This is a genomic window from Agarivorans litoreus (genome assembly GCF_019649015.1).
Taxonomy (GTDB): domain Bacteria; phylum Pseudomonadota; class Gammaproteobacteria; order Enterobacterales; family Celerinatantimonadaceae; genus Agarivorans; species Agarivorans litoreus.
The window spans coordinates 2,210,651-2,226,942 of record NZ_BLPI01000001.1; the positions used below are offsets into that span (position 1 = coordinate 2,210,651).

Annotated in this window: 17 protein-coding genes; 5 read left to right on the forward strand and 12 right to left on the reverse strand. The window is 44.0% G+C overall.

Going from position 1 to position 16,292, the window contains the following annotated elements; all coding sequences use genetic code 11:
• Positions 1-40: 40 nt before the first annotated feature.
• From K5L93_RS10245 to yihG, 3 genes are all read right to left on the reverse strand, one after another.
• Positions 41-781 carry a substrate-binding periplasmic protein gene (locus K5L93_RS10245; protein ID WP_220719733.1) on the reverse strand — a complete coding sequence of 247 codons (741 nt, stop codon included), beginning with the start codon at positions 779-781 and terminating at the stop codon, positions 41-43.
• Entirely contained in the window at positions 769-2,430 is a 1,662-nt protein-coding gene (locus K5L93_RS10250) for an ABC transporter substrate-binding protein (RefSeq protein WP_220721499.1), read from the reverse strand. Before K5L93_RS10250 ends, K5L93_RS10245 begins: the two co-directional genes overlap by 13 nt.
• A gap of 104 nt (positions 2,431-2,534) precedes the next feature.
• Entirely contained in the window at positions 2,535-3,431 is an 897-nt protein-coding gene (gene yihG / locus K5L93_RS10255; RefSeq protein WP_220719735.1) for a 1-acylglycerol-3-phosphate O-acyltransferase, YihG family, read from the reverse strand.
• A 168-nt stretch (positions 3,432-3,599) separates the two neighbouring features.
• Here yihG and K5L93_RS10260 point away from each other — a divergent pair, with 168 nt between their 5' ends.
• Together K5L93_RS10260 and K5L93_RS10265 are read left to right on the forward strand one after the other, a co-directional pair.
• Positions 3,600-4,034, forward strand: coding sequence for an HIT domain-containing protein (locus K5L93_RS10260; protein WP_220719737.1), 435 nt, complete (start codon positions 3,600-3,602; stop codon positions 4,032-4,034).
• Between the two features lie 38 nt (positions 4,035-4,072).
• A complete protein-coding gene (locus K5L93_RS10265; protein WP_016400217.1) occupies positions 4,073-4,330 on the forward strand; it encodes a hypothetical protein in 258 nt (85 codons plus the stop codon).
• 15 nt (positions 4,331-4,345) lie between these two features.
• Here the strand turns inward: K5L93_RS10265 and K5L93_RS10270 are convergent, their stop codons facing one another.
• From K5L93_RS10270 to gmk, 5 genes are all read right to left on the reverse strand, one after another.
• Entirely contained in the window at positions 4,346-5,965 is a 1,620-nt protein-coding gene (locus tag K5L93_RS10270) for a methyl-accepting chemotaxis protein (protein ID WP_220719738.1), read from the reverse strand.
• Between the two features lie 122 nt (positions 5,966-6,087).
• Positions 6,088-6,801 (reverse strand): tRNA (guanosine(18)-2'-O)-methyltransferase TrmH, encoded by a 714-nt coding sequence (trmH, locus tag K5L93_RS10275; RefSeq protein WP_220719739.1) that lies wholly within the window; start codon positions 6,799-6,801, stop codon positions 6,088-6,090.
• A 12-nt stretch (positions 6,802-6,813) separates the two neighbouring features.
• Positions 6,814-8,925, reverse strand: a complete 2,112-nt coding sequence (spoT, locus tag K5L93_RS10280) for a bifunctional GTP diphosphokinase/guanosine-3',5'-bis pyrophosphate 3'-pyrophosphohydrolase (RefSeq protein ID WP_220719740.1) — start codon at positions 8,923-8,925, stop codon at positions 6,814-6,816.
• A 109-nt stretch (positions 8,926-9,034) separates the two neighbouring features.
• Positions 9,035-9,310, reverse strand: coding sequence for a DNA-directed RNA polymerase subunit omega (gene rpoZ / locus K5L93_RS10285; RefSeq protein WP_016400213.1), 276 nt, complete (start codon positions 9,308-9,310; stop codon positions 9,035-9,037).
• 73 nt (positions 9,311-9,383) lie between these two features.
• Positions 9,384-10,010, reverse strand: a complete 627-nt coding sequence (gmk, locus tag K5L93_RS10290) for a guanylate kinase (protein WP_220719742.1) — start codon at positions 10,008-10,010, stop codon at positions 9,384-9,386.
• A 254-nt stretch (positions 10,011-10,264) separates the two neighbouring features.
• Between gmk and ppk2 the strand changes: the two genes are divergently transcribed.
• Positions 10,265-11,044, forward strand: a complete 780-nt coding sequence (gene ppk2 / locus K5L93_RS10295) for a polyphosphate kinase 2 (protein WP_220719744.1) — start codon at positions 10,265-10,267, stop codon at positions 11,042-11,044.
• 68 nt (positions 11,045-11,112) lie between these two features.
• Positions 11,113-11,769 (forward strand): uracil-DNA glycosylase, encoded by a 657-nt coding sequence (gene ung / locus K5L93_RS10300; RefSeq protein ID WP_220719746.1) that lies wholly within the window; start codon positions 11,113-11,115, stop codon positions 11,767-11,769.
• Here ung and K5L93_RS10305 read toward each other — a convergent pair.
• Positions 11,766-13,067 carry a GGDEF domain-containing protein gene (locus K5L93_RS10305; RefSeq protein WP_220719748.1) on the reverse strand — a complete coding sequence of 434 codons (1,302 nt, stop codon included), beginning with the start codon at positions 13,065-13,067 and terminating at the stop codon, positions 11,766-11,768. The two genes, ung and K5L93_RS10305, sit on opposite strands and share 4 nt — an antisense overlap.
• 185 nt (positions 13,068-13,252) lie before the next feature.
• On the opposite strand from K5L93_RS10305, the gene K5L93_RS10310 reads away from it, so the two are divergent.
• Complete coding sequence (locus K5L93_RS10310) at positions 13,253-13,540, forward strand: peptidylprolyl isomerase (protein ID WP_016400208.1); 288 nt, start codon at positions 13,253-13,255, stop codon at positions 13,538-13,540.
• 30 nt (positions 13,541-13,570) lie between these two features.
• On the opposite strand, the gene K5L93_RS10315 is transcribed toward K5L93_RS10310, so the two are convergent.
• The 3 genes from K5L93_RS10315 to K5L93_RS10325 form a co-directional block, all read right to left on the reverse strand.
• Positions 13,571-14,062: an LEA/WHy family protein gene (locus tag K5L93_RS10315; protein WP_220719750.1), complete on the reverse strand. Its 492-nt coding sequence runs from the start codon at positions 14,060-14,062 to the stop codon at positions 13,571-13,573.
• A gap of 256 nt (positions 14,063-14,318) precedes the next feature.
• Complete coding sequence (locus K5L93_RS10320; protein ID WP_220719752.1) at positions 14,319-14,789, reverse strand: NfeD family protein; 471 nt, start codon at positions 14,787-14,789, stop codon at positions 14,319-14,321.
• Positions 14,790-14,793: 4 nt separating this feature from the next.
• Positions 14,794-15,729 carry an SPFH domain-containing protein gene (locus tag K5L93_RS10325; protein ID WP_220719753.1) on the reverse strand — a complete coding sequence of 312 codons (936 nt, stop codon included), beginning with the start codon at positions 15,727-15,729 and terminating at the stop codon, positions 14,794-14,796.
• Positions 15,730-16,292: the final 563 nt, after the last annotated feature.

The following is a 16,292-nucleotide window of genomic DNA, read 5'->3' on the forward strand; positions in this document are numbered from 1 at the left end:
AATACTGATATAAAAGCAGCCTAATGGCTGCTTTTTATTTTTATAAACCCAAATCTACTTGATACTGATGTTCGTAAGACGCCAATATCTTGCTTATTTTTCCGCTTTTTTGTAGTTGATTAAGGCTCGTTTGTAGTTTTTGTAAAGCGCCAATATCGCTGTCTTTGTTACACGCGATGGCGCGCAGTGAACTGTAAAAATCAAACCCCTGCTTTTGAATGCCTAAAGAATAATGGTAACGCACGTAAGCTGAAGACAAGATATCGCTGGCCCAAGCTTGAGTGCGTTGGCGTTGTAGTTTTTTAGCGCTGTTAAGGTTGGTTTTTGCAAGATCGACCTCAACACCTAGGCTTTCTAAATACTCACCAATGCCACTGCCCAAATAGCTGCCAACTTTGAGTTGTTTTAAGTCTGCGATACTCGTTAAAGGTGTAATGGCTTGTTGTCGTTGGTAAATCGCGTAACGGCTAATATACATGGGGCTTACCCAAGTGAAAGAGCTCTCTCTTGCTTGGGTACGCTCTATGGCAAAAACGCAGTGGTTAGGTGTTTCTTGAGCGATCAGGTAGGCGCGCTTTAGGGGCAGTAATTTTACACTTATATCAAGTTTACTGTGTTGTTTTAGTAGGTTGAAAATATCTATATTAATGCCGGTAAGATCTTCATCACCTTCGGTAAGATAAGGTGGGTCTATATAAGTATTAAACACCAGTTCGCTGTTATACGCCGGAAAGCTTAGCGTGAGTGCTAGCCCTATAGTTGTTACTTTTAAGGTTGCCATTGTTTAATCAACTCTGAGTAACTTAGGGTTTTACCTGGCGGTTTTTCGTTTGCTAGCTTGGGTTTAGGAGAACCGGGATGAGCCAGCCATAGCTCAGCTTGCTGTGCTGAGATGAGCTTAGGACTGCAAGGGCCAGGGTTGTCTTGACCTATTTTAGCTAGCGCTAAATCCATACTTTGCGCCAATTCTTTCATTATTTGAGGCACTGCTTCTCCGTGGTCGCTGGCGCGGCCAATGTATTGCCACCATAACGAAGATAAAGCTGGATAATTAGGCACATTTAGCCCTGTGGGGGTCCATTCATTACGTGCATTGCTTTGGTAAAACTCTACTAAGCCACCGAGCTCGGCTGAGCGCTCACTAAAAGGTTTCGACATCACATCACTTTGGCGAATAGGGGTTAAACCCACCATGGTTTTACGCAGCGAAACCGTTTTGGCGACATTAAATTGAGCGTATAACCATGCCGCTTGTTGACGCTTTAAAGGGGTAGACTTTACCAGTGTCCAAGCCCCTACATCTTGGTAGCCCGACTTCATGCCGGGTTGCCAGTAAGCACCACGCGGTGAAGGGGCTACTCGCCATAAGGGTAAGCCATCTTTATCGGTAACGGCTAGGTCTGGTTGGCTTAAGTCAGCGGTAAAGGCGGTGTACCAAAAAATTTGTTGCGCTATGTGGCCTTTGGCTATTTCGGCTCCCGCCTGACTAAAGGTCATCTTTTGTGCTTCTGGAGGAGCATAACGCTTTAACCAATCTACATATTTTTGAATGGCATAAATGGCAGCGGGAGAGTCGAGAGCGCCGCCACGCCTCATGCTTGCGCCCACTGGGCGACAACCATGGCGGCGTATGCCCCATTCATCTACTGGTACGCCATTGGGTAAACCTACATCACCCATGCCTGCCATAGAAAGCCAAGCATCAGATATTCGCCAGCCTAGAGAGGGGTCGCGTTTACCATAATCCATGTGGCCATATACTTTTTGCCCATCAATTTCTTTTACGTGCTCGGTAAAAAACTCGGCGATGTCTTCATAGGCCGACCAGTTCACTGGCACGGCTAAAGGGTAGCCATAAATGGTTTGAAATTGCTGCTGTAGCTCGGGGCGCTTAAACCAGTCTTGGCGGTACCAATAAAGGTTGGCGAATTGCTGGTCGGGGAGTTGCAACAAATCGCCGTAAGGGCCAGTGGTAAAAGCTAAGCCAATAAAATCATCGATATCTAGGCTGGGTAAAGTGACGTCTTTTCCTTGGTGTTGCATAAACTGGCTTAAGTTGACGATGTTGCGAGAACGAAAGTGACCACCAATTAAATCACTGTCACTGACATAGATATCGTAATAGTTTATGCCCAAGTCCATTTGGCTTTGTAGCTTTTTTACTACGTCGTCTTCGCCGCTGATCTCGTGGATAACCTTGATACCAGTGAGTTGGTAAAACAAGGGGGCAATAACGGTGGCTTCGTACCAGTGAGTATTTATGCGCTCTGAAATAGCGCGAATAGTGATGCCTTGATAGGGTTGAGCCGCTTGTTTAAACCAGCGCAGCTCTTCGATTTGTTGCTGTTGGCTTAGGCTAGACGGCTGGAATTCTTCTAGCCAAGGGCTAAAATCCTCTGCCCAGCAGCTGCCTACTAGCCAATAAAGCATCCAAAGCGATCGCCGCAACACATCTCTCCATTGTTTTTACTCCTATAAAAATAGCAGCAAAATTAGGCTATCAGTATATGGCCATTGGATAATGGTGAACTAAGTTAGTCTTTTAGAACAGTTTGTAGATATTGATCTTTATTTTGCCAGGTGCCATCAAGCCATAACTTAAAATGTCGCTTAAATTGTTTGTCTTGCAAATAGTCACCGCGCAGCTCTTGGTTGATGGTAATGGTATCGACTTTTACCACTACCTTATCGAGTTTACCTGACAATAAGGCCTTAAAAGGCGGAAGTGTTTCGGTGGTGCCGGGATAGGCTAAGGTTACATCAATAATCTGGTCAAATTGTTCACCTAAGGCTGAAAGGGTATAAGCAATGCCTAGTGCTTTAGGTGGCAATAAGTGCTGATAATTAGAATGAGACTTTCGCTGCTTTTGTTTGGTGAAGCGGGTACCTTCAACGAAGTTAATTACTGTGGTGGGGGTGTTTTTAAATTTCTCACAAGAGCGTTTAGTGGACTCTAAATCTTTACCGCGCTTTTCTGGATGTTTGAGCAAGTACTGACGTGAGTATCGGCGCATAAATGGCATGTCTAATGCCCAACAAGCAAGCCCGACAAAAGGCACATACAATAGCTGTTGTTTGAGAAAAAACTTAGGCATAGGGATGCGAGAACCAAATAACATACACAGCAATACAATATCGGCCCAACTTTGATGATTACAAATCATCAAATACCAGCTTTTCTTACTTAGTTTACTATTATCTTCAATCACAAACGCAGTGTTGTTCACTAGTTTGAAAATGGCGCGATTTACCTCGCTCCAGCACCACATTAAAAAATTAGTTATGCGGCTAACTTGAGGATAAAGCTGTTTTGGTACGAGTAGCTTAAATACACCACAAATGGTTACTAAAGTGCCGATAAAGGCGGTGTTAATAATGGCTAAACTTGCAGAAATAACCATCAGTATCGGGGCAGGCAAAAAACGTAACATAGTGGTCGATATAGCTCTTTAAACAGCCAAGGGCTGGTAGTTATTGAGATTTAAATCAGCTTAAATTATGGTTGGCGCCATTCTAGCATTTTTTTTGATAAGCGAAACGCTGACCACTGTATAGTGTCTGTCAATTAGTTGCTGTTTAAGGTAGCGAGGGAGAATATAATGAGTGAATTTGCTTTACATCCTCAATTAGAAAAGGATGGCATTTGGCTGGGTGATTTTGAGTTGTCACGGGTTCTGTTGATTAACGACAGCCAATTTCCTTGGTTGGTATTGGTGCCAATGCAAAATGGTATTAGCGATATATATCAGTTAGATAGTTGCCAGCAAGCGCAGTTTTGGCGAGAATCTAAACGCTTAAGTGAAGCGGTAATGGCGCTTTATAAAGGTGATAAGCTAAACCTCGCTGCTATTGGTAACATGGTGCCGCAGCTGCATGTTCATCATATTGTGCGCTTCCACAATGATGTTTTGTGGCCACAGCCGATTTGGGGCAAGCTTTCTGCCAAGCCTTATAGTGAGCAACAAAAACAACAACAAATAGCCCAGTTACAACAGGCTTTGCAGCCACATTTTCAAGTTGTTGCTGAGTATTAAAACGGCAATCTGGTCGCAAATTTATAGTAGGGAAAACTATGGACGGTTTTTGGAAGTGGTTATTTATCATCGTGATGGTGATGCTAACCGTAAGGTGTGAAACTAACAGCTCACTCTACGAGGCCGAAGAAAACGGTATTCGATTTGAAGCGCCGCGTTTTTTGGTTACGCCAATTATTTGGTTTGATAAGCAAGTGGGTGAGTCGCCTGAATGGGGTTACAACTCTCCGTTTGCCGATGATTATGAGTTTAAGTTTGCTAAAGCCAGAGAAGAAGAGGCTATTCCCGAGGAATAGCCTCTTAAACTGGTTTTAGTTGAAGCGGAGGTTTTTGAGGTGAATACTCAAGGCCTCTGCTACGCCAGATAAGTGGCTATGTACTTGTTTTCCTTGCTCCGCCGCGCCAGCGTTGGCTTCGCTGCCATCACGTAGAGTGAGCACATTTTGGTTAATCTCATCACTGGCTAAGCGCTGCTGCTCGGTGGCCACTGCTGTTTGCTGGTTGCGCTGTTCTAGGTTGCCCACCATTTTTTCAATTTTTTCAATTTGCTGAATATTTTGTTGAGCTTGCTCAGCCTGCTGTGCCAAACCTTCAGTAGTGGTAACAATTTCGGTTTCTACAGTGAGCGATACTTGCTGCAATTGCGCAATGGTTTGCATGATCTCTTCAGTAGACTGCTGAGTACGTGAAGCCAAGTTACGCACTTCGTCTGCGACTACTGCAAAGCCGCGGCCTTGCTCACCGGCTCGGGCTGCCTCAATGGCTGCGTTTAAGGCCAGTAAGTTGGTTTGCTCAGAAATTGCGTTAATCACATCAATCACCGAGCCAATGTTTTGGCTGCAATCTCGTAGTTCTGCAACCGCAGGTTTAGCCGAAGCCATTTGCTCTGACAGTGCGCTTAAGCTTTTAACGGTGTTTAGCTGTTGCTTTAAGCTAGTACCTGCTAGTTCTAGGGCTTGCTTAGAGGCTTCGGCCGTCTCTGCACTGTTGTTGGCTACCTCTTCTACCGTACAGTTCATCTCGGTCATTGCTGAGGCTATTTGGTCTATTTCTGAAAACTGTCTTTGGGTATTACTGTGAGTGGTATGGGTAGCCGATGCTAGTTCTTTGTTAGCCTCTAGTAGACTATCACTCGAATACCTTACATCTTGCAGTAAGCCTTGAGTTTGCTGGCGCAGGCTTTCAAGCTGCTGGCCAATATTAGAGAACTCATTGCGTCCTCTTACCATAATTGTTTGTTGGTAGTTACCTTTGGCTAGGCCTTTAATGGCACTATCTAGCTCTTGCATTTGACCGGCCAAGCTGCGGCTAACTAACCACGCCACTATACCAAACAAGCCAAAGGCGAATGCTAAACGTAGCAAGGTGTAGAAATAGATACTGTTAAGCTGGGTGTCTATTTGGTCGATATAAACGCCAGTTCCAATTATCCAATTCCAACCCTTAACTTGTTTAACGTAAGACAACTTAGCGTGCATTACTTGGGTTTGAGGGTGTAAAAAGTGGTATTGCACTGCGCCCTCGCCCTGTTGCTTAATGGTATTAAGCATGGCTTGCCAATGGGCTAAGCCTTTAGCGTCGCGCACTTGACTCATGTCTTTACCGATGCTGGTGGGGCGAATGGGGTGCATAAGTAGCTTAAGATCTAAATCGTTCACCCAAAAGTACTCGTTACCTTGATAGCGTAGCTCGGCTAGCGCCGCTAAGGCTAGTTTTTGGGCATGCTCTCGCCCTAGCTGTTGTTCTTGCTGTTGGTAGTGGTTTACCAAGCTGGTGGCAAGATCTAAGTTGCTAGCTAACTGGGTTTGGTAACCTTGATATAAGGTCGCTTTAATTTGTTGGGTGTTGTTCCACGCTTGGATGGAAATTACTATTAATACTAGCAGTGAACTTAATAGGAAGAGCTGCGGAGTTCTGATTTGCTTGAACATAGTTTTACTTCTGTTATGGAGTAAAACTATGTTCAGTTAATATTGAGGTTTTGGGCTTAATTTAGATCAATATTGCTGGTGGAAAAAACTCAAAATTAAAGCAATTACTCTAATTTTATCATTTATTCCTGATCTAGTTTATCCCAGGCTTCTTTGTTCATTTGCATTTTGGCCCACCACTCATCGTCAGCTACGATTTGCCCTTCTTCATCAATGTGGGGAATAGGCAAACCTTTGCGCCTGCAGGCTTTAGCAAAAATAGGGTGACCACCTTCAAACATGATGCGATTTTGCTCGGTTTTATCAACCATGCTGGGGGCTTGGTACATGCCTGCAATCTCTCGTTGGCGTTGTGCTTCATACAAAATTAACGCACTGGCCACTGAAACATTCAGTGATTGCACCATGCCCACCATGGGAATAATAATGTCTTGGTCGGCGAGAGAAAGCGCTTTATCTGAAATCCCATACTTCTCTTGCCCCATTAAGATGGCGGTAGGTTTGGTATAGTCTATTTCACGAAAATCCACTGCGCTATCAGACAGGTTAGTGGCTAGAATTTGCATCCCATTGTTGCGTAATGCTGCTACAGCATCTTCAATGTTTTCGTGGTTATGTACTTTTACCCAATTTTGGCTGCCTGTAGCGGTGCCGCGGCGGATTTCATCTTGGTAGTTTTCCCACACCGCATGTACGTGGTCTACGCCCACAGCATCACAGGTTCGCACAATGGCAGATAAGTTATGCGGTTTGTGCACGTTCTCCATGCACACGGTAAGATCGGTTTGGCGAGCATCTAACATTGCGCGAATGCGTTGATAGCGTTCAGGAGTCATGGTTTTCTCGTATTAATTTCTTAAGCGTACTACCCGCAATACCTCAGGCATTACGCGAATTTTACGCATGATATCGGCAAGGTGAATACGGCTATGCGTGGTTACCAATAGGTCTATGGTGTATACCCGACCTTCTTTTTCTTCGGTAACGATATTCACGATGTTAGCGCCGGTGGAAGCGACCACATTGGTTAAGCTGGCTAAAATACCCTGATGGTTAACCATGTCGATACGCATTTCTGTTTTGTACTCGGCTGCTTCGGCGGCATCTTTAGACCAGTCAACGTTAATGTAACGATCGGGCTCTTTTTGGTAACCGCTAATGTTTTTACAGGCTTCTAAGTGCACAACCAAGCCTTTACCCTGGCTAATGTGGGCCACTACTGGGTCTCCAGGAATGGGGCGACAACAGTTGGCATAGGTAAGCAACAAGCCTTCGGCGCCTTGAATGGCAATATTTCCATTGCCTTCTTGGTTGCTTAGCTCATCGGTGTTGCCTAATAAACGGCGTGCAACCACAATGCTCATGGCATTGCCTAAGCCAATTTCGGCCAGTAAATCGCTAAGTGATTCGGCCTTTAAGTCCTTTAGCACTTGTCCTAAAGATTCTGGTTTAATGTCATCCAGTTTCACACTGCCTAACGCATGGTTAAGTAATCGGCGACCTAAGTTTACAGATTCTTCACGGCGCTGGTTTTTAAGTAATTGACGAATTTTACCGCGTGCTTTACCAGTTACCACAAAGTTTAACCAAGCTGCGTTAGGTCGAGCACCTGGCGCGGTAATAATTTCGACGGTTTTACCATTGCTAAGGGCTTTACTTAGTGGGAAAGGATGGCGATTTACTCGCGCGCCAACACAGGCATGACCTACATCGGTATGCACGGCATAAGCAAAGTCCACTGGCGTAGCTCCAGCGGGTAGCTCAATGATTTTGCCCTCTGGGGTAAACACATAAATTTCGTCGGGGAACAGATCTGTTTTTACGTTTTCGATAAATTCGAAAGAAGAGCCAGCACTTTGTTGTAGCTCTAACAAACTTTGCATCCAACGCTGGGCGCGAATTTGTGCGGTGGTGCCAGGGCTTTCGCCTGCTTGTTTATAAGACCAGTGTGCAGCAACACCTTTATCGGCCATTTGATCCATGTGTTCGGTTCTAATTTGAACTTCCACAGGAACGCCGTGTGGGCCAACTAACGAAGTATGTAAGCTCTGGTATCCGTTTGCTTTAGGAATGGCTACATAGTCTTTAAATCGGCCAGGGCGTGGCTTGTACAAGCTGTGACTTAAGCCTAATACGCGGTAACAGGTATCAAGGCTGTCTACGATGATGCGAAAGGCATAAATATCCATAACTTCATGAAATTGTAGCTCTTTATTCACCATCTTTTTGTAGATGCTATAGAGATTTTTTTCACGACCGCTTACCGAAGCTTGGATACCTGCGTCTTCTATGCGGCCTTGCAGCTCTTGATGAATACCATTAATTAATTCTTTGCGATTGCCGCGAGCATTTTTTACTGATTCTTTTAATACTCGATAACGCATTGGATATAGCGCTTCAAAACCCAGCTCTTCCAATTCATTTTTAATGCTGTGAATACCCAAGCGGTTGGCAATCGGTGCATAAATCTCTAGGGTTTCACGGGCAATGCGGCGGCGTTTATCTGGGCGTAACGAACCTAGCGTGCGCATATTGTGGGTGCGGTCGGCTAGTTTAATGAGGATAACGCGGATGTCTTGCACCATCGCCATCATCATTTTGCGAAAATTTTCTACCTGCGCTTCTTTTTTATCGCGAAACTTAATTTTATCTAGCTTACTCACACCTTCAACCAAGTCGGCGATTTCGGTGCCAAACTGTTCTTGAAGTTGTTCGTAAGTGACCGGCGTATCTTCAATGGTATCGTGTAATACAGCGGCTACCAGAGTTTGATTATCTAGCTTTAGCTCGGCAAGAATGCGAGCAACAGCCAGTGGGTGAGTAATATATGGCTCACCACTAGAGCGGAATTGTCCTTCATGGGCATCTTTACCCAAAATATAAGCATCACGTAATAGGTTTACGTGTTCTTCACTTAGATAACTTGAGGCGACTTCACGCAGGCTTTCGAATAAATACAAACATTACCTCATCAGCGGAGGGCGCAGAACTAGATATGATTGAATAGAATTATGGGAGTTTTACCGTGCAGAGTAAACCCAGCACGGTAATTTTATAGACGGGGACGAATTAGATGCGCTTATCGGCGATAGCGGCAACGGCTGCCAGTTCGGCTGCCTCACGTTCCTGACGTTCTTGACGGTCTTGAGCATCCATTGTTTCGGTGGTGATCAAGCCTTCTTCAATTTCACGCAAAGCGATAACGGTTGGTTTATCGTTATCTTCTTCAACTAGAGGGTCTTTGCCTTCTACTGCGATCTGACGCGCGCGACGTGCGGCGATAAGGACAAGATCAAAGCGGTTGCCGACTTGTTCTACTGCATCTTCTACTGTTACTCGTGCCATGCACAGCTCCGTTGACTAAAAATGACGCAAGATCCTAGCCGATCTTATGAAGATTTACTAGGACTTAGCGAGATTATTTCGATAAAAGTTCATCTAACAAGTCGCGATGTTTCGCAGCTTGCTGACGGGTTTGTAATCTTTGTCCAGTAATAATAGCAGTAAGCTCGCTTAAGGCTTCGTCAAAATTACTGTTAATGATTAGATAATCGTACTCATTGTAATGAGACATTTCACTTTCTGCTTCGTCCATGCGTTTCTTAATAACGTCGGGGCTATCTTGGCCGCGCATGTGCAAACGGTTTTCTAATTCTTCGCGACTTGGCGGTAAAATAAATACCGATACCGCTTCTGGCATCATTTGTTTTACTTGGCGAGCGCCTTGCCAATCAATATCCAAAAATACATCAATGCCGTCAGCAAGAGTTTTTTCGATGGTGTAGCGAGAGGTGCCGTAAAAGTTGCCAAATACTTCGGCGTATTCAAAAAAGGCTTGTTCGCTAATGAGTTTTTTAAAGTCATCATGGCTAACAAAGTGATAGTGGTTACCATCAATTTCACCGGGGCGCGCTGCACGAGTGGTATGAGAAACCGATACTTGAGCAGGATATGCACGATGGCGTGAAAGATACGCATTAATCATGCTTGATTTGCCGGCGCCGCTGGGCGCTGAGACGATGTATAAAGTACCGGTAATTGCCATATTGAATTCTAAGCGAATGGATAAAGGCGCCTAAGGTTACCATTTTGTGGCTTTTTTTAAAGAGTCTGCGCTTGGAATTTACCTCTGTAGTTTAGTTAAGCTTGTTGTTTTTGCTCAACTTTGCAATTCAAGTCTGCAGTTTCATGGCAACAATCGTTTTTATTGCTACATTTAACTTATTGTATTGATTCGTTTTTGTTTTTATTTAACACCTTGCTTAGGCGTGGTTATCAACATTAAAGGTGAGTTAGTGTATGGCGGGTAAAATTGATAAAAAGACTTATGAAAAACGCTTAGAGGAATTGCAAACAGAGCTAGTTAAACTGCAGCAGTGGGTGGTAGCAAAAGGCCTTAAAGTGGTGGTGATATTTGAGGGGCGTGACGCTGCCGGTAAAGGCGGGGTGATAAAACGGATGGCCGAAAAGCTAAACCCACGGGTATGCCGCATTGCCGCGCTGCCAGCGCCCAATGAGCGAGAAAAAACTCAGTGGTACTTTCAGCGGTATGTGGCGCACTTGCCCGCCGCTGGAGAAATAGTTCTGTTTGATCGCTCTTGGTACAACCGAGCTGGTGTGGAAAAAGTGATGGGCTTTTGCAGTGATGAACAGCATCAGGATTTTTTACGCGCCTGCCCTGAGTTTGAAAAAATGCTGATCCGTTCTGGTACTATTTTGATTAAATACTGGTTTTCGGTGTCTGACGAAGAGCAGGAAAAGCGCTTTTTAGAGCGCATCAATAACCCTCTCAAACGCTGGAAGTTTAGCCCAATGGATTTAGAGTCACGTTCGCGTTGGGTGGCTTATTCGCAAGCTAAAGATGAAATGTTTGCTTACACCGATACTAAGCATTCGCCTTGGTGGGTGGTGAATTCCGACAACAAAAAAGCGGCGCGACTTAATTGCATTAGTCATTTTTTGACGCAAATTGACTATCAAGATATAGAGCATGAAAAAATTATTTTGCCAGACATTGATAAGAAAGATTATGTGCGGGTGCCGATTAACGAACAAAGCTTTGTGCCAGAGCATTATTAACCAACTCCAAATGGTTGTTTTATGGGTACAATAGCAGGCTACTTTTTTGCTTATTAAGGTTGAGTATAGTGGCTAGTTGGCAAAACCTGTTTGCTGAACAGCAGCAGCTGGATTATTACCCTCGTTTAATCAATAAGGTGGCTGAACAACGCGCTGCTAAGGTGATTTACCCTCCAGACGCTGAGGTATTTAGCGCCTTCGACAGTTGCCCGATAGATCAGCTTAAAGTGGTGATTCTTGGTCAAGATCCTTACCACGGTGAAGGCCAAGCCCATGGTTTAAGTTTTAGTGTGCCAGAAGGGGTTAAAATTCCACCATCGCTGCGCAATATCTACAAAGAATTAGCCACAGATATCGACGGCTTTGTTATTCCTGAGCATGGTAATTTAAGTGCTTGGGCCAAGCAAGGCGTGTTGCTACTGAATACGGTGCTTACCGTTGAGCAAGCAAAAGCTCATTCACACGCAAAATATGGCTGGGAAACCTTTACCGAGGCTGTAATTAGTTACATAAGCCTGCATTGTGATGGCGTGGTGTTCTTGTTGTGGGGCGCCCATGCGCAAAAGAAAGGCCAAGTGATTGATGCTAACAAACACCATTTGTTATGTTCGGTACACCCCTCGCCCTTGTCTGCCCACCGCGGCTTTTTAGGCTGTGGCCATTTTTCTAAAACTAACCAGCTGCTAGAGCAGCAAGGAAAAGCCGCTATTGATTGGCAGCTTTAACTGGCGAGTTGAGTGCAGTTTCGTCCTTTGTCTTTAGCCAGATAAAGTGCGCTGTCGGCGCGATTGAAGGCTTGATTAAAGGCTTCGTCTTTGTTTACCCGGGTTAAACCAATACTCATACTCAGTTTGACATGTTGTTGTTTACCTTGATGCGATAGCAAAAAGTCTTGCTGTTCAATTAATTTACGTAAACGCTCGGCAAAGTTAAAGGCGTCTATCTCATGCTGTTGTTGCGACAACAATACAAACTCTTCACCACCCCAGCGAGCAAATAAGTCTTGGCTGCGAGTCACTGCGCTTAACTGGCGTGAGAAAAAACGCAATACGTCGTCACCATTGTTATGACCATAGCGGTCGTTAATCAGTTTGAAGTGGTCAATATCAAAAACGAATAAGTAGTAGTTATTGTTGCTTATTGGGTTCTCTTCTAGAGCGTCTAATAAACCTCGACGGTTAAGTACGCCGGTAAGTTGGTCGTTACTGGCGGTGTGTTTTAGCTCGTCTACATCTTGCTCAAGGGTCTGAATAGACTGGGTTAAATTCTTTTTCTGATGCAGCACATAGCGAATCAACTCGGCAGTAAAATAAACAAGCCATACGGTAATGATAGTGGCATATAAGCTTTCGTTGCTGATCCACTTCCCTTCAGCTTCAACCTTATTTACGGTGATGGTGTATTCGCCATCGGACGAGGTGGAAGGAATATCAAAGGATATTTCTTTAACTTTAGAGAAGTCTAAAGTGAAGTCATCACGTGATTGGTAATAACGATTTAGCCACCACGCCGGAATAGAGAATTGGTTAAATTGAGCTTTCGCTTCGTGCTCCGCCAGTTCTTGTTTCTCAAAGTAGGTGAACATAAATTTTGCATCAGACAGATCGTGGCCGTTGGTTGCTTCGGTGCTGCGCATAAAGAAGCGTAGTTCGCTAGCTGGTCCTTCGAAATCTGCGTCCACCACCAATTGTTTATAGTCACTTAAATCGATGTTTTCTAAGGAAGCGTATTTGTCTGAGGTACTCGCGTCAGTTGGCTTGTGGAACTTGATGCTTATTCCGCAATACTTTGCCGGCAAATGGCTGCTTTCTAGGTTACAAACAAACTTTTGGTTGCTGGTTAGCCAATATGCACTAGAGTTGCCGCCTTGTCCTTTATCGGAGTACAAATCCACTAGCATGTTTCCACTGGGGTAGATCTGAAGGCGCTTGGCAGGTATCCATTGGGCAGCCACAAGCACTAGCACGGTAAGGGCTAAAAGAAAATTGCGCAGCCAAGTCCAAGAAGATGAATATCGTTCCATTTATACCTGTGAAAGGTGAGTAAATACTTTTGTTTCTTGCTAAAAATATAGCCTGCTTGGAGACAAATAAATGTGAGCTATTTGGGCATCTTTACTTTTGTCTTATGTTTTTTTGCTAATTTTAGGCAGGAGCTTTGGTTGATTTGCTGTTCGGTGTATAACAAGCAAAAACTCAAGAGGTAGCAATGGCAAAAGCACAGGCGCGAGCTCAACACATTATTGTTAGTTCAGAAAAAAAAGCCTTGGAAATACTAGAAAAGTTAAACAAAGGCTCTAGCTTTGAGGCGATGGCGTTACGTTTTTCGTCATGCCCTTCTGCTAAGCAAGGTGGCGATTTAGGCGAGTTTGCTAAAGGTGATATGGTGAAAAGCTTTGATAAAGCGGTGTTCTCTGGCCCCTTAAATGAAGTAATAGGGCCAGTTAAAACACAGTTTGGTTTTCACTTAATTAAAGTGAATGAGCGCTGGAGCTAAAATCTTGCAACAGCCCTATCAGCGCTTACTTTATAGTGCCTGAACACTTGAGCTTATTTGCTGGCCAAGATCTTCTAACTTAAATGTGCCCTTCTCGCTAAGGTTTACCGCCGGCCACAAGCTTCCAATGTCCAGTTTTACATCTACCTGATAATCTAACTCAGGGCTTTTTAAGGCAACAAACGAGCTTAACAGGCGGAAGGTAGCAATTAAGTTGGCTTGGGCAGGCAAGGTAAAGTTGGCCTCGCCATAACCGGGCACTTCGGGTAAATCGCTGGTGGCACCAGTGACGATTTCATGGCCGTTTAGTGACAAGGTATATACTGCCCCAGCTAAGCTGAGTGTTTGTTTATTGGGGTTAACCACCCGTAAATTAATATCGAAGCTTGGTGTCATGCTGTCACCTGCGGTAGGCACTACCGATACCAAGTTTACTTTAGGCGGGTCGTTAGGAACCATGCTGCTACAGGCGATAAGCCATAAGCTGGCAGATAGAATAAGAGTTTTTAGTGCAAGCTGCATGATAAGAAACCTAAAGGAAGAGAATTAAACTACCGCTAGTTAAGCACAATCTGTTTGGCTTTGCATTGTTATACCAATCGTACTAACTAACTGCTCATTCTATCGGGTTAAAATGCTCGGTAACTGGCTTAGAATTTTTGATTGTAGAATAAGTACTTATCGAAAAATTCTGCCTTATTTCTGATCTCTTTCTTAGTGTGATTGGTATTAGACAAATCAACAAGCCAGCAGATCGCTGGCTTGTGAAGGCAATATTCTAAGTATTGCTTGGTTCTACCGCTTCCACCCAAAAGGTGCCTACTTCAGCGCGAATCACCTCTACTTCGCTACCAGCAGCAATGGTTTGCTCACTTTTTAAGGTCCAGCTAATGCCAGAGTGCTTATAGCTGCTTAAACCACGTTTATCGATGTCTTGTTCGCAAAAAAAACGGTGCCCATCAAAGTCGCTGCTTACTTGTTTGTTATCAGCACTATTTTGTAGCTTACGCATCGGCTTCCACAATACACCGGCCAGTAAGCTGCTCATAACGGCGTTGGCTAATAGAATACTATTCCAGGTTTCTGGTAGTACATTTAACCAAACCAATGAGCCAGTAATGACTAAGGACAAGCCAATAAAAAACAAGATGAAGGTGGCAAAACCGATGATCACCACTTCAATGGCAAGCAAGATGATGCCGAAGGCAATCATTAACTGAGGTATGTGGTTAGCAAACAGTTCTGCCATAGGACTAGCCTCTATTTAGGGTATTTAAAATGGTGGTGGCTTGAGCAACTAAAGAGCCTGCTTCAGTGCTGCTGTCGGGTAACAATACTACACTCGATTCTTTAGCAATGGCGTGTTTAGCTTCAATCGCTTTAGTCGCAAGGTCTAGCTGAACCGCTTTTTGACCTTCTGGGGTTGCGGCCGATTGGCCCACGGTCATTAAGGCTTTGGCTTGCGCATCGGCAACCGCAATAATCGCTTCTGCTTCACCTTCTGCACTTAGTACTTGCTCACGCTTTTCTGCCTCTGCTTGTAATACTCGCGCTTGTTTTTCACCTTCAGCAATGTTGATTGCGGCAGCTTTTTCACCCTCAGACTCTAGGATTTTAGCGCGACGTTCACGCTCGGCGCGCATTTGTGATTCCATCGAATCCATAATTGAAGCCGGCGGTGTAATATCTTTAATTTCGTAACGCAGCACTGCAACGCCCCAAGAGGCTGAGGCTTCGTTAATTTGAGTAACAATTTTGGCGTTAAGTGCATCACGCTCTTCGAAGGTTTTATCTAGCTCAATTTTACCAATTTCAGAACGCATAGTGGTTTGCGCTAATTGAGTTACCGCAAATACATAATCTTCTACGCCGTAAGTGGCTTTGTATGGGTCAAGTACTCGAAAGTACAACACGCCATCTACCGACAAAGAAATGTTGTCTTTGGTAATAGCCGCTTGGCTGGGTACGTCATAGGCTTGTTCTTTTAAAGAACGGCGTGCAGATACTTGGTCAATCATAGGTATTAGGAAATTCAAGCCGGCTTCTTTGGTCGATTGGTATTTACCAAAGCGCTCAATAACCCATGCCTCATTTTGCGGAACAAATTTAATCGAAGATTTAAGTACAAATAACGCAAAAATTAACAGCGCAACTTGCACGGTGAGAAGATAATCAAAAATCATGGGCATAATACTTTCCTTAACAGTAAAATTAATCAAATCGCGAATAGTCGCTAAGCTAAAAGCCGAGTTTGCCAATGTTAAGTCGTTGCTTAACCGCTTATTATTTATTCGCAAGAAAAGCATAAATCTTGCTGACAATACAGTAGTTTTGCTTTATTTAGTGAAACCGCTTGTAAAGCCTGAGTGATTTATCTGAATTGGTTTATTAACAGCGGTAAATTACGCTTTAGAGCTAGCTGGTAACGATTGTGGGCGCGTTTATGTGTAGGTGAGTAGAGCTACTCAAGAGCCCTGTGCCTTTTTACCCAATTATAGTTGATCTCAATTTATTCAAATTCATTGGATGATATTTGCTTTGGTTGTGAGCTTTCGTATTGGGCCGCTATAAATTTCCATACGAGGAAGATGCCTTCAAAACAAGTATTAGCGAAACTATCTCAAGGGAACCTCGCTAGACTTAAGTTAACAAACTATTTTATATGTAGTGTTCGATCCTACATAAACGATTGTTCAACGATAAAAATATTATCGATACTAAATCCATCAAAACCGAGTTGATTCTTAATTTA